This window comes from Micromonospora sp. NPDC048986, assembly GCF_040649335.1.
Taxonomy (GTDB): Bacteria; Actinomycetota; Actinomycetes; order Mycobacteriales; family Micromonosporaceae; genus Micromonospora; species Micromonospora alfalfae.
The window spans coordinates 60,219-76,277 of sequence record NZ_JBEZFJ010000003.1; the positions used below are offsets into that span (position 1 = coordinate 60,219).

The window sequence follows — 16,059 nt, forward strand, 5'->3', positions numbered from 1 at the left end:
GAGGTAAGTTTCGGCTTGTGGGACACAGTATGAGCGGTGTCGGCGTTCTCGACAAGGCGGTGGTCATCCTGGCCGCCTGCGTCGACGGCGCCAGCCTTGCCGAACTCGTCGAACGCACGAAGCTGCCCCGGGCCACGGCACATCGCCTGGCCCAGGCCCTGGAGATCCACCGAATGCTGGTGCGTGACACCCAGGGCAGATGGCGGCCCGGCCCCCGCCTGGGCGAGTTGGCCAACGCCGCACCGGACGTTCTGCTGACCGCCGCCGAGCCGCTGCTGGCCGCGCTGCGCGACGCCACAGGCGAGAGCGCGCAGCTGTATCTGCGCCGCGCCGACGAGCGGATCTGCGTGGCGGCGGCGGAACGCGCCAGCGGTCTACGGGACACCGTTCCGGTCGGCTCGGTGCTGCCGATGACGGCCGGCTCCGCGGCCCAGATCCTGCTCGCCTGGGAGCCGCCGGAGGCGGTGATGCCGCTGCTGCCGCGCAGCAAGTTCACCGGCCGCACCCTCGCCGAGGTACGCCGTCGCGGCTGGGCGCAGAGCGTCGCCGAGCGGGAGGCCGGTGTGGCGAGCGTCTCCGCCCCGATCCGCGACCGCACCGGCCGGGTCATCGCCTCGGTCAGCATCTCCGGCCCGATCGAGCGCCTGGGCCGCCGCCCCGGCGAACGCCACGCCATGGCAGTAGTAAGAGCCGGCCAACGCCTATCCGGCCTCTAACCCAACCCCCACCCCCACCCCACCCCTCCCGCGTTGATCATGAAGTTATTGCCACCCACCCCGGCGTGTCATGGCAATAACTTCATGATCAACGCCGGGGGAGGGGGGAGGGAGGGGGCGGGGGTGGGTGGATGTGGGAAAGGCTCGTCACGCTTTGCGTGACGAGCCTTTGGTTGTAGCCCCGACCGGATTCGAACCGGCGCTACCGCCTTGAGAGGGCGGCGTCCTGGGCCACTAGACGACGGGGCCAGAACTTTTCCGTTCACCACCCTCGCGGGCGGTGCGAATGTAGTCTAGCGGCACCGCACCCGGGCACGAGCGCGGGGTGCGCTGTCACCAGAGGGCCCGCCGGAGGCCGGAACGGGCAGGCCCCGGACACGAAACAGCCCGCCTCACGAGGTGAGACGGGCTGTGCACGCTGTAGCCCCGACCGGATTCGAACCGGCGCTACCGCCTTGAGAGGGCGGCGTCCTGGGCCGCTAGACGACGGGGCCAGAACAACTTTCGCTCCCCCACCTCAGCGGTGGAGGAGCTGCACTCTACCGAAGACCACCCTCCGCCCCCGAAGGGGCGGAGTCGAACTCCGTCAGAATCCAGCGTCTGGAAATTCTCGCGAATTCCAGCAGCGCTGGGGTACCAGGACTCGAACCTAGACTAACTGAACCAGAATCAGTCGGGCTGCCAATTACCCCATACCCCATTGGCCCCTTGCGGCGCCGGGAGTGAACTTTACCCTCCCGGTGCCGGCAGGCCAAATCCGATCCCCCCGAACCACCCGTGAGCTGCGGAAACAGGGGCATCAGACCGATCAGGCGACGGGTACCACCGGGTTGGTGAGCTCACCGATGCCGTCGATCCGCACGGTGACCGTATCCCCCTCGACAAGCGGGCTAACCCCGGCTGGGGTGCCGGTGAGAACGACGTCGCCGGGCAGCAGAGTCATCACGTGCGAGATGTACGACACCAGACCCGCCACGTCGAAGACCATGTCCTTCGTCCGGCCGAGCTGGCGTACCTCCATCTCCTCCGGGTTGCGACCCACCTCACACCGGATCTCCAGATCGGAGACGTCCAGCCCGGTGGTGATCCACGGGCCGATCGGGCAGAACGAGTCGAAGCCCTTGGCCCGGGTCCACTGCCCGTCCGAACGCTGGAGGTCCCGAGCGGTGACGTCGTTGGCGCAGGTGTAGCCGAAGATGGCGCGTTCGGCGGCGGCGCGGTCGGCGCGGCGCGCACCCGGCGCCCCGATCACGACGGCCAGCTCCGCCTCGTGCTCGACCTGCTTGGAGAAGATCGGCAGCCGGATGGCGTCCCGGGGGCCGATCACCGAGGTGGACGGCTTGAGGAAGAGCAGCGGCTCCTTGGGCACCTCGTTGCCCAGCTCGGCGGCGTGGTCGGCGTAGTTGCGGCCGACACAGACGACCTTGCTGGGCAGGATCGGGGAGAGCAGCCGAACGTCGGAGAGGGCCCAGCGGGCCCCACTGAAGGACAGATTGCCGAACGGGTGGCCCTCGATCTCGGCGATGGTCAGGCCCTGCGGCCCGGCCTCCGCTTCGCCTTCGACGGCACCGAACGACATTCCCTTGGCATGGGCGAAACGAGCGATACGCACCCGGCCAATCTAGCGCCGCCGGTGCCCCGACCGGCCAGGACCGGCGGTCGGGTGTGCTCAACCCGTCAGCCCGCGGCACCCTATCGGAGCTGGAGGTGACCGGGGCGGACTTCTCGACTTCGTACCCGCACGGAGGCGACTCGCCCCTAGCGTCGGCTCCGGAGGTTCGTTCGTATGCCTGCATCGACACGACACCACAGAGCCCTCGCAGTGTTCGTGCACTGCCTTGGCATCCTCGCCGCCGTGCCGGCCCTGCCGACGGCGGCCCCGGAGGCGGCGGCCGCGCCACGACCACCGGCCGCCACGCCACAACCAACGGCCGCGCCACGACCACCGGCCGCCACGCCACAACCAACGGCCGCGCCACGACCACCGGCCGCCACGTCACAACCAACGGCGGCCGCACCACCACCGGCTGCCCTCCCAGCACCAGCGGGAACCCGGCCGCCGGTGGCGATGGTCGCGCGGGTGACCGAGCCCACCCCGCCCTCTGCGCCACCGGCGATGGCACCACCGACCCGGGCACCAGCGTCGGTGCCCCCGCAACAGGTCACTGTGGCGGTCGCCACGGAGAGCAGCCCGGCACCGAGGTACCGGATCCAGGTGCGCAACGTGAGCAACTCGCCGCTGGAGACCACGGTGCGACAGGAACTGCCGCCCGGCTCGACGACCACCGCGATCAGTGGTGGTGGCCGGTCCACCCCGGCCGGCGGATCGGCCACCGAGGTGACCTGGCGGCTGCGGCTGCCCGCGCACAGCACCACCACGCTGGGCACCGCGCTCGCGGCGACCGCGCCGGGCCGGCCGCTGACCGCGCCGACCTGCGCGTTCACCAGTGACGGCAGCCGGCCGTACGACTGCGCCACTGCCACCTGGCGGGCGGCGGCGGCACCGGCGACCGAGGTGAGCGAAGCGCCGGCTTGGCGCCGCTACCCGGTGCTGCTGGCCGGACTGGCGGTCCTGCTGCTGATCAGCGCCGCGGTGGTGTGGGTGTGGCGACGTCGGCGCGGGCGTCGGGTGACGGCTGCCGCGCTCTCCACCGGCGGCGGCGCCGAGGGTGGCCGCGGGACGGTCTACCCGCGCCCGGCGGCCCCGAGTCCGGTGCGACGTCGGCGTACCCCGCCGGTCTGGATGTTGGTGGGCGCCGCCGTCGTGGTGCTGGCCGGCGTGGTCGGCACCGCCGGTTGGACGGCGACCCGGCAGGTCGCGGCGATCGACACGCAGAAGCAGCCCACCAGCGGCGCGTGGATGGGCACCGGGGTCACCGGGTCGCTGGGCGTGCCGCTGCGCGAGTCGGCGTTCGAGTTCACCGTGTACCGGATGATCTGCGGCGCGCCGGGCTCCGCGGGCAAGCCCGACGGCGGCGGTGCCGCGCCGGCCAACGGGCGACGCTGCGAGGCCACCGTCGGCGTGCGCAACGTCACCGGCGACCACCAGCCCTGGCACAGCGAACTGCAACGGGCGTACCTGCCGGGCGGTCGCTGGGTGAGCACCGACGAGTCGGCCACCCGGACGGCGAACCTCGGTCGGGACGTCTTCGCCGACCCGATGGCGTCGGGCACCCGGATGGTGCTCCCGCTGGTCTTCACGGTGGACGGGCGGGACCCGCCCCAGCAGTTGGAGCTGCGCAGTGGGGTGTTCTCCGCCGGGGTCCGGGTGCAGATGCCCTGACCGGTGTGCGGGCGGCGGTCGTACCCTGGGGTGCGTGACCGCCGCCCTCGCCCCCGCCGTGCTCGACGCGACGCAGTGGCAGGCCCGTCGCCGGGCCCACGAGGAGCGGGTGGACGTCTGGCTGACCCCGCACCTGGCCCGGCGACGACGCGGTGAGCGGCATCCGGTGGCCGACTTCCTGTTCACCTACTACTCGCACCGCCCGGCCCAGCTGCGGCGATGGCATCCGGGGCCGGGGGTCGAGCTGCGGCACGCCGATCCGGCCGAGTTCGGCCGCGACTATCGCGCCAGCGCCGCCGGGGTCACCCTCGACACCGAGGGGGTACGCGCCCGGCGCGGCGAGTCGATCGCCTGGATCCGCTCCCTGCTGCAGGCGACGCGGGGACGTCCGGCGCACTTCGGCTGCTTCGGGATGCACGAGTGGGCGATGGTCTACCGGCAGACCCGGGAGGAGTTGCGGCACAACGCCTGGCCGCTGCGGCTGAGCGCGCAACGCACCGCCGAGGTCGTCGAGGAGCGGGGCGTGCGGTGCAGCCACTTCGACGCGTTCCGGTTCTTCACCCCGCCGGCCCGCCCGTTGAACCTGCTCACCCCGACTCGGGAGACGCAGCACGCGCACGAGCAGCCGGGCTGCCTGCACGCCAACATGGATCTGTACAAGTGGGCGTACAAGTTGTCGCCGTTGGTCTCCTCGGAGCTGGTGGCCGACGCGTTCGACCTGGCCCGGGACATCCGCACGCTGGACATGCGGGCCAGCCCGTACGACCTGGCGGCTCTCGGCTACCCGCCGGTGCGGGTGGAGACCCCGGACGGCCGAGCGGAGTACGCGGCGGCCCAGCGCAGGTTCGCCGAGGGGGCCGCCGTGCTGCGCGACCGCCTGCTAACCGCCATCCCGGCCTAGCCCCACGCCCCACGGCGTCGATCAGTCGTCGTCGGCGCGGCGGTCCCGCTTGCGCTGGGACTGGCGTTTCTTCTCGGCCAGCCGGCGTTCCTTGGCGCCACGGGACGGACGGGTCGCTCGGCGGGTCGGCGGTGGGGGCGCGGCGGCCTCCCGCAGCAGTGCTGTCATCCGGGCCCGGGCCGCCTCCCGGTTGGCCAGCTGGGCCCGGTGCTCGCTGGCGGCGATCGTCAGCACCCCGTCGACGAGGCGGTTGGCCAGCCGGGCCAGCGCCCGCGGCCGCAGCCACTCGGGCACGGCCGGTGAGTTGGCCACGTCGTAGCTCAGCTCGACCCGGGAGTCCGCGGTGTTCACACCCTGCCCGCCCGGCCCCGACGAGCGGGAGAAGCGCTCCCGTAGCTCCCCGGCGGGGACGACCCACCGGTCGGTCACCCGCAGTCCGTCGTCCACGCCCCGAGGCTAACCCGCGACGACGCGCCGGGGGTCATCGGTGCGGAGGCTCACTCTGCGTCGGGGACTGGCTGGGCGCCGGCCCGGCGGTCTCCTCGTCGGAGCCGACGGCCGCGTACGCCACCGCGCCGAAGAGCAGCACCCCGATCACCGCTGCCTTCACGACGACGCCGCGGATCAGCGACCAGGCGCCCCGGCGGGCGCCTGGCACCGATTTCTTGACGGTCTGGTAATCGTTCCACCCGCGTCGTGCCCGGGCGTACGCCGACCCCACTGCACATCCGATGACCAGGCCCACCAGCAGGAGGACCGTGAGAAGAGGACGCTCCACCTCCGCCAGTATCCATACCGAGCATAATATTTCCATGGTCCGATGCCGTCCGGCCGGATATCTGACAGTGCGGGCCCCCGTCGGTGCGTTCGGGCAGTTCAGCCGCCCTTGCCGATGATCGTGTCGGCGGTCTGCTGCACCTGGTCGATCGGGATGGCGAACCCGATGCCGATCGAGCCGTTTCCGTCGATGGTGGCGATGGCGGTGTTCACTCCGACCACCTCGCCACGCGCGTTCACCAGTGGCCCACCGGAGTTGCCGGGGTTGATGGACGCGTCGGTCTGCACCGCGCTGTGCCGGTTGTTGCCGAGCCGCACCTGCCGGTCGAGCGCGCTGACGATGCCAGCGGTGACGGTTCCGGCCAGGCCGAGCGGCGAACCCACAGCGAGGACCGGCTCACCGACCCGGGTCGCGCCCGGTTTGGCCAGTGGCAGTGGGGTGAGACCGGCGGATGCCGGCACCTTCAGCACCGCCAGGTCGCTGCGCGGTTCCCGTCCGACCACCTCGGCGGCGAACCGGCGGCCGTCGGGCAGCTCCACTGTCACCGGCCCGCCACCGCCCTTGGCCAGGATGTGGTCATTGGTGATCAGGTGCTGCTGGTCGTCCACAGCGAAGCCGGAGCCGGTGGCGGACCCGCTGCTCGCACCACCGGCCAGCACCGACACCACCCCGGGTACGGTCCGTTCGGCAGCGGTGACCAGCTCGGCCGGCACCGGGGCGGCGGACGCCGCTGCCGGGCCACCGGCCCCGTCCCGGCTGGCCACCACGCCACCGGCGAGAGCACCGGAGACGGCTGACACCGCCACCACTGCCAACACGGCGAGCAGCCGCCCAGGCCGTCGCCCGCCCGGGTCGCGCTCGGGCGCGTCCCACCACCCGCGCCCGTCCGGGTCGAGTTCCGGTGAGATGAACCAGGGACCGCGCGGCTCGCCCAGTCCGGTCTGCACAGCCATGCGTACTCCTCACTGTCGACGTCGGTTGTGCGTGGCGGTCAGGGCAGCCGGGAGAACCAGCGCATCGAGCCGGCGGCGGCGCCCATCGCGAACACCAGTCCGAGGCCGATGAACCGGGCCGAGATGTCCTGCCGCTCGGTGCGGTAGCCGACCGAACTGCCGATGTCGTCGTAGACGGCCCGCAGCTCGTCGGTGGTGCTGGCCTCGTGGAACATGCCGCCGGTCTCCTCGGCGACCGCCTTGAGGGTCTGTCCGTCCACAGGCACCTGGATGGGTCGCCCACCTCTGTCGACGAACCCGGACGGGGTGCCGAACGAGATCGAGTGCACCGGCACCTCCGCCTTCACCGCTTCCGCGGCCGCCTCCATCGGGTCCATCCCGGAGGTGTTGGCGCCGTCGGAGAGCAGGATGACCCGGGCGGGTGGGGTCTCCTTCGCGGCTTCGCTGTCCAGGCTCTTGACCGCGCCGAGTGAGGTGTTGATGGCCTCGCCGATAGCGGTGCCCTGGACCCCGGTGATGCCCTCGGCGAGCCGGTCGATCCCCTCGTCGAGGGCGTCCCGGTCGGTGCCCGGGGGCACCAGCACGGCGGCGCTGCCGGCGAACGCGACGAGACCCACGTTGAACTCGTCGGGCAGGCCCTCGACGAAGCGGCGGGCGGCCTCCTTCGCCGCGGCCAACCGGTCCGGTTCGACGTCGGTGGCGAGCATCGACGTGGAGACGTCCACCGCCACCATCACGGTGGCCCGTTCCCGGGGCACCCGGACCTCGGCGCTCGGTCGGGCGAAGCCGACCACGAGCAGCGCCAGCATGGCCAGGAAGAGCCCGGCTGGTACGTGTCGACGCCAGGCGGGTCGCTGCGGCGCCACCCGGTCCAGCAGCCGCAGGTTGGTGAAGCGGACCGCGTAGCGGCTGCGTCGCCGCTGCAGCACCAGGTACGCGACGACCAGGGCGAGCACGCCGAGCAGCAGCCAGAGTCGCAGCGGCGACTCCCAGCTCACGCGGCACCTCCCCGGGGCCGGCCGGCCGGCGCGGCGGCCAGCCGACGCTGGGCGTGCACATGCCGGACGATGTCCGCGCTCCAGTCGCCGTCGGTGCGTAGCGGCAGATGGGTGGCTCCGCTGCGGCGCAGCGCCTGGTGGACCTGTTCACGCTGGGCGGTGGCGGCTTCGGCGTACCGCTCGCGCAGCCCGCGGTCCGATGTGCACACCTCGCGGTGCCGACCGGTCTCCGGGTCGACGAGCGTGATCAGGCCGACGTCCGGTAGTTCCAGCTCACGCGGGTCGGTCACCTCGATCGCCAGCACCTGGTGCCGGACGGCCAGCCGGCGCATGGTCCGCTCCCACGGGGCGGTCTGGCCGGGGTCGTCGGGCAGGCCGTCGAGGAAGTCGGAGACCACCACCACCAGCCCACGCCGGTTGGCGATGCGGTGCAGCGCGTCGAGGCCGTCGGCCAGATCGGGCGGTAGGGCCGCCGGCCCGCGCCCCGGCCGTTCGGTGGGCGCGGTGGCCCGGGGGGCGGCGAGCAGCGCGCGGAGCAGGGCGAGCAGATGGGTACGTCCGCTGCGGGCCGGGAAGCGGCGTACCCCGTCGGCGCGCAGCACCTGGGCGCCGAGGCGGTTGCCGACGCCAGCGGTCAGGAAACCGACCGCCGCGACGGCGGCCACCGCCAGTTCCCGTTTGTCCAGCTCAGCGGTGCCGAACTCCATGCTGGCGCTGCCGTCGACGAGCAGCCAGGTGGTGAGCTCCCGGTCGGCGTCGACCTGCCGGACGTGCGGCACGGCGGTCCGGGCGGTCACCGCCCAGTCCATCCGGCGGACCTCGTCCTCGCCCGGCCGGTATTCGCGACTGCCCGAGGGTTCACTGCCGGGACCGGGCAGCAGACCCCGGTACTGGCCGTGCAGCAGGCCGTTGAGCCGGCGCGTGACGGTCAGTTCCAGGCGGCGCAGGCGCTGGTCCGGGGCCAGCTCGGCCAGGCCGGGGTCGGCGGGGGCGACGGCGGCGCGTCTCATGCCGCCGCCAGATCCGGTGTCTGCTGCGGGTGTCCGGTGGCCAGCCGGGGCGGCGGCACCGCCTCGACGAGCCGTCGCACCACGCTCTCGGCCGACACCCCGTCGGCCACCGCGTCGAAGGAGAGCACCAGCCGGTGGGCGAGGACGTCCACGGCGAGCTCACGGATGTCCTCGGGCAGCACGTACTCCCGCCCGCGCAGCAGGGCCTGTGCCCGGGCGGCCGCGACCAGGCCCAGTGTGGCTCGTGGGCTGGCCCCGTACGCCAACAGCGGGGCGATCTCCGGCAGCCCGAACCGGCCCGGGTCGCGGGTGGCGAGGATGAGCCGCACCACGTACTCGGCCAACGCGTGGTGGACGAAGACCCGCTCGGCGTGGATCTGAAGGTCCCGCAGCCGTTGCGCGTCGAGCACCTGGCGCGGGGTCGGCCGGTCGGTGCTCATCCGGTAGAGGATGGCCAGCTCGTCGGCGTCGCTGGGGTAGTCGACGACCACCTTCATCAGGAACCTGTCACGCTGCGCCTCGGGGAGCTGGTAGACCCCCTCGGACTCGATCGGGTTCTGGGTGGCCAGCACCAGGAACGGCTCCGGCACCGGCCAGCTGCGCCCGCCGATCGAGACCTGCCGTTCGGCCATCGCCTCCAGCAGCGCCGACTGGACCTTGGCCGGGGCCCGGTTGATCTCGTCGGCCAGCACCAGGTTGGCCATGATCGGCCCCAGCTCGATGTCGAAGGTTTCCTTTGACGCCCGGTAGATGCGGGTGCCGACGATGTCGGAGGGCACCAGGTCCGGGGTGAACTGGATCCGGGAGAAGGTGCCGCCGACCACTGTCGCGAGGGTCTGCGCGGCCAGTGTCTTGGCCACGCCGGGTACCCCCTCCAGGAGGCAGTGTCCGTTGGCGACCAGTGCGGTGAGCAGGCGTTCGACGAGGCGATCCTGCCCGACGATCACGCGTTTGACCTCGAAGAGGGTCTGTTCCAGCTCGATGCCGGTCGGCTCCGGATCGACCGGGCTGGGCATGCTGGCCAGGGTGTCCGAGATGTCCGTCACGGTGCTTGCTTCCCGGGCACACGCCCGGCAAACGTGGGATTGTGCGGCCCGGACCGGCCCGGAGTGGCCGGAATGGGGATGAGCCGCGCGGAAGGGTGACGACCGTCGCGAGCCGGCCGAGGAGAGCCCAAAGTCCGCGCGTTCACGGAAGTCGGGGTATCCCGGATCCCCGGACACCCCGACTTCCTGAAACCCGAGTCGATCAATGCCCGGACCCGGCCGGCCGAGGTGCAGCCGGCGAGTCCCGCGCTGAGCGGACAGGGTCCGGCCCCCGTGCCGGAGGCGACGGGGGCCGGGTGTCGGTGCGGTCAGGGCGTGTGGGTGAGCAGTGTGAAGCCCAGGTCGGACGGGGTCCCGGCCGAGTTGCGGGTCTGCACGAAGACCGCGTTGGGCGTTTGCAGCCGCGGAGCGACCGAGACCTCGCCGCCCGGTGGGATGCAGCAGGAGTCGGAGCGGGAGATGGTGGCCAGGAAGGCACCGGCCGACACGGTGTAACCGAAGATCACCTCGTACTGGCCGACGCCGTACTTGACCACGGTGCCGCTGCCGCGCGCCTTGGTGCCGTTGGAGTTGACGACGGTGAAGACGTTGGTGGCCACCAGTGGGGTGGCCGCACTCGCCTTCAGCGCGGCTTTCGCGATGCGCGCCGACTCGGCGCTGACCGGCGGCTGGGAGTTCGTGCCGCGTGCCGGCTGGACCGCTTCCTGCGGCGCCTTCGCCGACGGCTGGGCGATAGCGATGCCCCCACCGGCGAGACTGAGCCCCAGGACAGCGAACGTGACCGCCGCCACCTTACGTCGGAAGGATGTGCTCATGACAGGTCCCCCTTGTGTGACCGTGCGAATTCGGCCGACCCGCGGGGCGGGACGGATGACTGCCCATAAATAGGCGTACGACGACAGTTGGGCGGGGGAAAGCTGCCTCGCTCACACCCGGCGAGATTGATTTATCATCAATCCAAATCCCCTCTGAGCTGCGGTTACTACTCAGAGTTGCGTCGTTTAAGCCAGATGGAACGTAGCACCGGAAAAAGCCGCCAGTCAATAGTTGATCTCGCTTTTCCGGGGTGTCAACCAACCGTCAGATAATTGTGAAATGTGAGCGCATCGCCATTCATGAAATGGGTTCGCCGGACCCGACTACGCTCATCTCCGTGATCGTCGATGCCCCACCCGCACAGCGGAACACTCGGCTCGGCACTGCGCTCTGCTGGCTTGCCGTCGCACCCACCGCCCTCTGGGCGGCCACCCGACTGCTCGGCCTGGACCGGGGGCCGTTGGTGCAGGCACTCGCCTTCACGCCGTACGCCGCGGGCGTCAGCGTGCTGGTCCTGGCCCTCGCGCTCGCCCTGCGGCGCTGGTGGCCGGCGGCGCTCGCGGCCCTGGCGACGGTGGCGTTGCTCGGCGCCGTCGCACCTCGGGCGCTGGCCAACCCGCAGCCGGCGGCGGGCGGGCCGACCATGCGGCTACTCACCGCCAATCTGCTCGCCGGGGGCGGCGACGCGCGGACACTGGTGGAGCTGGTCCGGCGACACCAGGTGGACGTGCTCACCGTGCAGGAGTTCACGCCGGACGCGCAGGCCGCCCTGGATCGCCTCGGTCTCGCCACGCTACTGCCGCACCGACAGCTCAACCCGGAGATCGGCACCCCCGGCTCCGGGCTCTACTCGCGGTGGCCGATCACCGACGGCGGCGTCCGACGCAACCTCGAGGGTTGGGGCTTCACCCAGGCGTACGCGACGGTGTCCGTCCCCGGCGGGCCCCCGGTCCGCGTCGAGTCGGCCCACCCCTCGGCGCCGTACGCGTTGGACCAGGTGGGTGCCTGGCGTGCCGACCTGACCGCCCAACCACCTGCCACCCCGGACGGTGGCCTGCGGATCCTCGCCGGAGACTTCAACGCGACCCTCGACCACAGTCCACTGCGGGCCCTGCTGCGCAGCGGTTACGTCGACGCCGCCGACGCCACCGGAGAGGGCCTGACCGGCACCTGGGGTCCCTACGACGGAGACCTCATCCCGCCCGTCACCATCGACCACGTCCTGGTCGACCATCGGATAGCGGTCCGCTCGGTGCAGGTGTTCACCCTGCCCGGCAGCGACCACCGCCCCGTCCAAGCCACCCTCACCCTCCCCTAACCCACCCCACCCCACCCCGCCTCGCCGATCTTGCACTTACTGTCCCGGCATCAGCGACAAACGCCGCATACCGTCGACACAAAGTGCAAGATCGCGAGAGTGAGGGGTGGGGTGGGGTGGGTCAGACGGGGGTGGGGGCCAGGCCGTAGGTGAGGGCGTCCACCAGGGCGTGCCAGCTGGCCTCGACCACGTTGGGGTGGACGCCGACAGTGGTCCAGTCCCGGCCGTTGTCGTCGGAGGTCTCCAGCAGGACCCGGGTGACCGCGCCGGTGCCGTGGCTGCCCTCCAGGATGCGCACCTTGTAGTCGGCCAACTCGAAGTCGCGCAGCTGCGGATAGTGCCGCGCCAGCCCCACCCGCAGCGCCTCGTCGAGGGCGTTGACCGGGCCGTTGCCCTCGGCGGTGGCGATCACCCGCTCACCACGAACCCGGATCTTGACGGTCGCCTCGGAGACCACGGCGCCGTCCTCGCGGTGCTCGACCAGCACCCGGTACGACTCCAGGGTGAACGGTCGGGCCGGGCTGCCCTCCGGCAGCTCGGAGCGGACCAGCAACTCGAAGGAGGCATCGGCAGCCTCGAAGGACCACCCATCCGCCTCCAACTCCTTGACCCGCTTGGTGACCCGGGTCAGGGCGTCCGGGCTGGCGGCCAGGTCCAGGCCGAGCTCACGACTCTTGAGCTCGACGCTGGCCCGACCGGCCATCTCCGTGACCAGGATCCGCATGTCGTTGCCCACCACCGACGGGTCCACGTGGTTGTAGAGCAACGGGTCGACCTTGATCGCGCTCGCGTGCAACCCCGCCTTGTGGGCGAAGGCAGCGGCCCCGGCGTACGCCTGATGGGTGTCGGGGGCGATGTTGGCGATCTCGGCGATGGCGTGCGAGACCCGCACCATCTGCGCCAGGCAGCCCTCCGGTAGGACGGGCATGCCGAGCTTGAGCTGGAGGTTGGCGACGACCGCGAAGATGTCGGCGTTGCCCGGGCGTTCGCCGTACCCGTTGGCGGTGCCCTGCACGTGGCGGACGCCCGCCTCCACGGCGGCGATCGTGTTGGCCACCGCGCAGGCGGTGTCGTTCTGGGCGTGCATACCGAGCAGCCCGGCGTCGATCCCCAGCCTGTTGGTCAGGTCGTTGATCACGGCGCTCACCTGGGACGGCAGCATGCCGCCGTTGGTGTCGCAGAGCACCATCCGCTCGGCGCCGGCGGCGAGCGCGGTCTGCACCACGGCAGCGCCGTACGCGGGGTCGTGCCGGTAGCCGTCGAAGAAGTGTTCGCCGTCGACGAAGACCCGTCGCCCCTCGCGGACGAGGTGGTTGACGGTGTCGTGGATCATCGCGAGGTTTTCCGCGCCGGTGGTACGCAGCGCGCGCTCGACGTGCCGGGTGTCGGCCTTGGCGACCAGTGCCACGGCCGGGGTCTGCGCGTCCAGCAGGGCGCGCACCTGGGGGTCGTCCGCGACCGCGACGCCGGCCTTGCGGGTGGCGCCGAACGCGACGAGTACGGCGTGCCGCAGGTCCAGCTCGGTGCGGGCGCGACGGAAGAACTCGGTGTCCTTGGGCACCGCGCCCGGCCAGCCGCCCTCGATGAAGCCGACGCCGAACTCGTCGAGCAGCCGGGCCACTGCCAGCTTGTCGACCACCGAGTAGGTGAGCCCCTCGCGCTGGGCGCCGTCGCGCAACGTGGTGTCGAAGACCTGGAACGTCATCAGGATCCTTTCTCGGAGCAACAAAAAGACCTCCCGCGGATGCGGGAGGTCTGCGCGCTCGGCAGAGGGGAGAGCCGGCGCGCTAGGTCGCAATAATCAGGGCGGTGCTGGTCACGATGGCCACTCTGCCACCTCTCCCCCGATTTTGGGAGGAACAATCCACATGGCGGGATGGTGACGGGAGGTTCGGTCGCCTCGATCCGCCGCTCGTGATCGGCTTCACAAGCCACCAGGCCAATCATCGGTGGAAACAGCCATGCGGAAGCATCTGAACGGATCCGATGATGGCCACCGTGCCGTCTGCAAGGAGGACCTGTGCTCACCGTCAGTGACCGCTCACGTGAGTACGGACTCGCCGCCTGCGTATCGCTGGGCGCCAACAACGCGTCCGAGACGATCGACCACACGTCCCACGAGGGCACGTGGTGTGTGGTCTTCGTCGGGCCGATGGACTTCACCTCCATCAGCCCGGCGGAGATCGCCGACGAGACCCCCGCCTCCGGAGTCTGACCATGGGCCTGGACGCGATCAGGGCAGCCCTGCCGGAGTACGCCAGGGACATCAAGCTCAACCTCGGCTCCACCGTCGGTTCCGCTGCGTTGACCCCGGCGCAGACCTGGGGCACCGCGCTGGCCTGCGCGGTGACCGCTCGCAACCCGCTGGTGGTGCGGGAGATCGCGGCAGAGGCGCTCGGGCACCTCGGGCCGGAGGGGGTCGAGGCGGCCAAGGGCGCTGCGGCGATCATGGCGATGAACAACATCTACTACCGGGCCAAGCACCTGATCGGCGACCAGCAGTACGCCTCGATGCCGGCCCGACTGCGGATGCGGATCATCGCGAGGCCGGGGGTGGACAAGGGCGACTTCGAGCTCTGGTGCTTCGCCGTGTCGGCCATCGCCGGCTGCGGGGTGTGCCTGGAGTTGCACGACAGGAAGCTGCGCGGCAGTGGCTTCACCCGGGAGCAGCTGCACGAGGCCCTGCGGATCTCCGCAGTGGTGCACGCCGCGGCGGTCACCCTGGACGCCGAGGCCGCACTGGCCTGAACACGTACGCCCCGACGGGCCGACGCCGCACCGCGCGGCCTCGCCCCTCGGCCGTAGCGCGGCCTGTCGCCGTTTCCGGCCCCCGACGGCCGGGTAGCTCCTGCGGGGACACACCCACCTACGCCGAGACGATCGGCGACAGTCAGGAGTGAACGGCATGGACAGGATCGATCCGCACGCCACCCACGCCGGGCCGGACCCGCTGCGCGGCGGCGACCAGGGCACGGTGCCCGGCGGCGCGCCGGCCGGCACGTTCGACCCCTGGCGCTACCGGGACCAGGCCGGCGTGGCCGACGTCGACCTGGTCGGCTATAAGGTCAAGGCCACCGACGGTGGAATCGGCAAGATCGACAGCGCCAGTCACGAGGTGGGCGGCAGCTACCTGGTGGTGGACACCGGGCCGTGGATCTTCGGCAAGAAGGTGATGTTGCCGGCCGGCACCGTCAACCAGGTCGACCACGACGAACGCATCGTCTCCGTCGACCGGACCCGCGACCAGATCAAGGCCGCCCCGGAGTACGACGAGACCAGCCACAGCGACCCGAGCTACCGCGATCAGCTGGGTGGCTACTACGACGAGACGTACGGCGCGCTCCCGCCCGGCACCGCACGGTGACCGTTCGACCCGACGGCCGGTGGGGCACTGCCCCACCGGCCGTTACCGTGTGAACGTGGACGCCACCGGGAACAACCCCCAGCTCTCGCTCCCCGCCACCTTCAACTTCCGCGATGTCGGTGGCTATCTAGGCCACGACGACCGGCCGGTACGCCGAGGTCGGCTCTACCGCTCCGACTCTTTGCACCGCCTCACCGAGCAGGACCGGGACGCGTTCGCCGCGATCGGGATCCGCACCGTCATCGACCTGCGCCGACCCACCGAGGTGGAGCGCGACGGCCGGGTGCCGGAGTACCAGGGGCTGACCTACCGGCACATCCACCCGGAGCACGCCGACTGGGCTGGTACGCCGCACGAGGAGGGCGCCGACCTGGCCCGGTACCTCGCGGACCGGTACGCCGACCTGGCCCAGACCGGCACCGCCGGGCTGGCCGAGGCGGTCGGCCTGATCGCCGACTCCGCCAATGCCCCGGTGGTGGTGCACTGCGTCGCCGGCAAGGACCGCACCGGCATCGTGTGCGCGCTGACTCTCGCCGTCCTCGGCGTCGACGACGCGGACATCACAGCGGACTACGCGTTGAGCAGTGCGGCGTCGGCGCGGTACAGCGCCTGGTTGGCTTCGGTCACCCCGGGCGGCGTGGACGTGCCGGCGCCGTTCCTGAGCTCACCCGCGGAGGCGATGCAGATCTTCCTGGACGAGCTGCGCGCGGGGCACGGTTCGGTCGAGGCGTACCTGCGCCATGCCGGGGTGACCGACGAGCAGCTCGCCGCGCTCCGCGACCACCTGCTCGACGAGCCCACCGACGCGCGGCCCACCGACGCGTAGGGCCGACTGCGCCGGCCCGTCCGGGTGGACGGGTCGGCGCAGCGACGACG

General features: G+C 71.6%; 17 protein-coding genes and 3 tRNA genes. 8 read left to right on the plus strand and 12 right to left on the minus strand.

Annotation, left to right across the window (positions count from 1 at the left end; genetic code table 11):
* Nucleotides 1-29 precede the first annotated feature (29 nt).
* A complete protein-coding gene (locus tag AB0B94_RS08110; protein WP_007456408.1) occupies nucleotides 30-716 on the plus strand; it encodes an IclR family transcriptional regulator in 687 nt (228 codons plus the stop codon).
* 176 nt (nucleotides 717-892) lie between these two features.
* On the opposite strand, the gene AB0B94_RS08115 is transcribed toward AB0B94_RS08110, so the two are convergent.
* From AB0B94_RS08115 to AB0B94_RS08130, 4 genes are all read right to left on the minus strand, one after another.
* A tRNA-Glu gene (locus AB0B94_RS08115) sits at nucleotides 893-965 on the minus strand.
* A gap of 172 nt (nucleotides 966-1,137) precedes the next feature.
* A tRNA-Glu gene (locus AB0B94_RS08120) sits at nucleotides 1,138-1,210 on the minus strand.
* 134 nt (nucleotides 1,211-1,344) lie between these two features.
* A tRNA-Gln gene (locus tag AB0B94_RS08125) sits at nucleotides 1,345-1,416 on the minus strand.
* Between the two features lie 108 nt (nucleotides 1,417-1,524).
* Nucleotides 1,525-2,328: a fumarylacetoacetate hydrolase family protein gene (locus AB0B94_RS08130; protein ID WP_357270035.1), complete on the minus strand. Its 804-nt coding sequence runs from the start codon at nucleotides 2,326-2,328 to the stop codon at nucleotides 1,525-1,527.
* Nucleotides 2,329-2,784: 456 nt separating this feature from the next.
* On the opposite strand from AB0B94_RS08130, the gene AB0B94_RS08135 reads away from it, so the two are divergent.
* Both AB0B94_RS08135 and AB0B94_RS08140 read left to right on the plus strand, forming a co-directional pair.
* Nucleotides 2,785-3,999 carry a hypothetical protein gene (locus AB0B94_RS08135; RefSeq protein WP_357271003.1) on the plus strand — a complete coding sequence of 405 codons (1,215 nt, stop codon included), beginning with the start codon at nucleotides 2,785-2,787 and terminating at the stop codon, nucleotides 3,997-3,999.
* A 34-nt stretch (nucleotides 4,000-4,033) separates the two neighbouring features.
* Nucleotides 4,034-4,900 carry a 3-methyladenine DNA glycosylase gene (locus AB0B94_RS08140; protein ID WP_357270038.1) on the plus strand — a complete coding sequence of 289 codons (867 nt, stop codon included), beginning with the start codon at nucleotides 4,034-4,036 and terminating at the stop codon, nucleotides 4,898-4,900.
* A gap of 21 nt (nucleotides 4,901-4,921) precedes the next feature.
* On the opposite strand, the gene arfB is transcribed toward AB0B94_RS08140, so the two are convergent.
* The 7 genes from arfB to AB0B94_RS08175 all read right to left on the minus strand — a co-directional run bounded on the left by arfB (nucleotide 4,922) and on the right by AB0B94_RS08175 (nucleotide 10,500).
* Nucleotides 4,922-5,347, minus strand: a complete 426-nt coding sequence (arfB, locus tag AB0B94_RS08145; protein WP_210786405.1) for an alternative ribosome rescue aminoacyl-tRNA hydrolase ArfB — start codon at nucleotides 5,345-5,347, stop codon at nucleotides 4,922-4,924.
* 34 nt (nucleotides 5,348-5,381) lie between these two features.
* Entirely contained in the window at nucleotides 5,382-5,678 is a 297-nt protein-coding gene (locus AB0B94_RS08150) for a hypothetical protein (protein ID WP_210786404.1), read from the minus strand.
* A gap of 98 nt (nucleotides 5,679-5,776) precedes the next feature.
* Entirely contained in the window at nucleotides 5,777-6,631 is an 855-nt protein-coding gene (locus tag AB0B94_RS08155) for a trypsin-like peptidase domain-containing protein (protein ID WP_357270042.1), read from the minus strand.
* A 38-nt stretch (nucleotides 6,632-6,669) separates the two neighbouring features.
* Nucleotides 6,670-7,629, minus strand: coding sequence for a VWA domain-containing protein (locus AB0B94_RS08160; RefSeq protein ID WP_357270045.1), 960 nt, complete (start codon nucleotides 7,627-7,629; stop codon nucleotides 6,670-6,672).
* Nucleotides 7,626-8,639, minus strand: a complete 1,014-nt coding sequence (locus AB0B94_RS08165) for a DUF58 domain-containing protein (RefSeq protein WP_357270048.1) — start codon at nucleotides 8,637-8,639, stop codon at nucleotides 7,626-7,628. The genes AB0B94_RS08160 and AB0B94_RS08165 overlap by 4 nt, the downstream gene beginning before the upstream one ends.
* Nucleotides 8,636-9,685 (minus strand): MoxR family ATPase, encoded by a 1,050-nt coding sequence (locus AB0B94_RS08170; protein ID WP_238671041.1) that lies wholly within the window; start codon nucleotides 9,683-9,685, stop codon nucleotides 8,636-8,638. The genes AB0B94_RS08165 and AB0B94_RS08170 overlap by 4 nt, the downstream gene beginning before the upstream one ends.
* A 308-nt stretch (nucleotides 9,686-9,993) precedes the next feature.
* Nucleotides 9,994-10,500, minus strand: a complete 507-nt coding sequence (locus AB0B94_RS08175; RefSeq protein WP_357270052.1) for a hypothetical protein — start codon at nucleotides 10,498-10,500, stop codon at nucleotides 9,994-9,996.
* A gap of 341 nt (nucleotides 10,501-10,841) precedes the next feature.
* On the opposite strand from AB0B94_RS08175, the gene AB0B94_RS08180 reads away from it, so the two are divergent.
* Nucleotides 10,842-11,819, plus strand: a complete 978-nt coding sequence (locus AB0B94_RS08180) for an endonuclease/exonuclease/phosphatase family protein (protein ID WP_357271006.1) — start codon at nucleotides 10,842-10,844, stop codon at nucleotides 11,817-11,819.
* 121 nt (nucleotides 11,820-11,940) lie between these two features.
* Here the strand turns inward: AB0B94_RS08180 and cimA are convergent, their stop codons facing one another.
* Complete coding sequence (gene cimA / locus AB0B94_RS08185; protein ID WP_357270056.1) at nucleotides 11,941-13,524, minus strand: citramalate synthase; 1,584 nt, start codon at nucleotides 13,522-13,524, stop codon at nucleotides 11,941-11,943.
* A 315-nt stretch (nucleotides 13,525-13,839) separates the two neighbouring features.
* Here cimA and AB0B94_RS08190 point away from each other — a divergent pair, with 315 nt between their 5' ends.
* The 4 genes from AB0B94_RS08190 to AB0B94_RS08205 all read left to right on the plus strand — a co-directional run bounded on the left by AB0B94_RS08190 (nucleotide 13,840) and on the right by AB0B94_RS08205 (nucleotide 16,009).
* Nucleotides 13,840-14,034, plus strand: a complete 195-nt coding sequence (locus tag AB0B94_RS08190; protein WP_357270059.1) for a hypothetical protein — start codon at nucleotides 13,840-13,842, stop codon at nucleotides 14,032-14,034.
* A 2-nt stretch (nucleotides 14,035-14,036) separates the two neighbouring features.
* Nucleotides 14,037-14,567: a carboxymuconolactone decarboxylase family protein gene (locus AB0B94_RS08195; RefSeq protein ID WP_357270062.1), complete on the plus strand. Its 531-nt coding sequence runs from the start codon at nucleotides 14,037-14,039 to the stop codon at nucleotides 14,565-14,567.
* Nucleotides 14,568-14,724: 157 nt separating this feature from the next.
* Nucleotides 14,725-15,183: a PRC-barrel domain containing protein gene (locus AB0B94_RS08200; protein ID WP_357270065.1), complete on the plus strand. Its 459-nt coding sequence runs from the start codon at nucleotides 14,725-14,727 to the stop codon at nucleotides 15,181-15,183.
* 55 nt (nucleotides 15,184-15,238) lie between these two features.
* The gene (locus AB0B94_RS08205; RefSeq protein WP_357270068.1) at nucleotides 15,239-16,009 is read left to right on the plus strand and encodes a tyrosine-protein phosphatase; all 771 of its coding nucleotides are present in this window, start codon (nucleotides 15,239-15,241) and stop codon (nucleotides 16,007-16,009) included.
* Nucleotides 16,010-16,059: the final 50 nt, after the last annotated feature.

Coding starts and splice junctions, on each gene's coding strand:
- AB0B94_RS08110 (WP_007456408.1), top strand. CDS start 30: ATGAGCGGTGTCGGCGTTCTCGACAAGGCGGTGGTCATCCTGGCCGCC.
- AB0B94_RS08135 (WP_357271003.1), top strand. CDS start 2,785: ATGGTCGCGCGGGTGACCGAGCCCACCCCGCCCTCTGCGCCACCGGCG.
- AB0B94_RS08155 (WP_357270042.1), bottom strand. CDS start 6,631: ATGGCTGTGCAGACCGGACTGGGCGAGCCGCGCGGTCCCTGGTTCATC.
- AB0B94_RS08165 (WP_357270048.1), bottom strand. CDS start 8,639: ATGAGACGCGCCGCCGTCGCCCCCGCCGACCCCGGCCTGGCCGAGCTG.
- AB0B94_RS08175 (WP_357270052.1), bottom strand. CDS start 10,500: ATGAGCACATCCTTCCGACGTAAGGTGGCGGCGGTCACGTTCGCTGTC.
- cimA (WP_357270056.1), bottom strand. CDS start 13,524: ATGACGTTCCAGGTCTTCGACACCACGTTGCGCGACGGCGCCCAGCGC.
- AB0B94_RS08195 (WP_357270062.1), top strand. CDS start 14,037: ATGGGCCTGGACGCGATCAGGGCAGCCCTGCCGGAGTACGCCAGGGAC.
- AB0B94_RS08200 (WP_357270065.1), top strand. CDS start 14,725: ATGGACAGGATCGATCCGCACGCCACCCACGCCGGGCCGGACCCGCTG.